Consider the following 478-nt stretch of genomic DNA (forward strand, 5'->3'; position numbering starts at 1 on the left):
AGCAGGCCAAGGTCTTGGACCTACCGCTTGAAGAAGGTCTCTATTATTGGGTGCAAAAGGATGGACAGAGTCGTCGAGTTGAAGGAGGCGAAGACAATCGTCAAGCCCTGAAAGAGGCCCTAAATCAAGGGGAGGTTCGGAAGGTCTTGGTTAAGGCAGATATTCCCATTGAGACATCAGGTTCAAAGGGAGCCCTGGTCTCTCAGCTGGCTAAGGACTTTGACCGTCTCCTGCCCTACTATCAAATCACAAAATCTTAAAGCTAAAAAGCCAAGCAAAATTTCTCTTGCTTGGCTTTTAGCTTATCTTGTAGCTGAGCAAATTGTCCTGCGGTTCCTGAATTTCGCTGAGAAAGTAGGTGATTGCTGTGGAGTTTATCTACGGCTCCTGACCTTTTATGGGCTAGGACTCTCGCTTCTTTTCTACCTTTCTTTCAGGAGGTTCTTAGTCGGCCTTGATAACTTCGAGGCCACCCATG

The 478-nt window shown here is 47.3% G+C and carries 1 protein-coding gene; it reads left to right on the forward strand.

The features are described from left to right. Positions 1-260 (forward strand): hypothetical protein (locus FH871_RS34830; protein ID WP_212768382.1); only part of this gene is annotated, 260 nt, incomplete at its 5' end. Between the last annotated feature and the right edge of the window lie 218 nt (positions 261-478).

It is taken from the genome of Larkinella sp. C7, from assembly GCF_006149005.1.
Taxonomy (GTDB): domain Bacteria; phylum Bacteroidota; class Bacteroidia; order Cytophagales; family Spirosomataceae; genus Larkinella.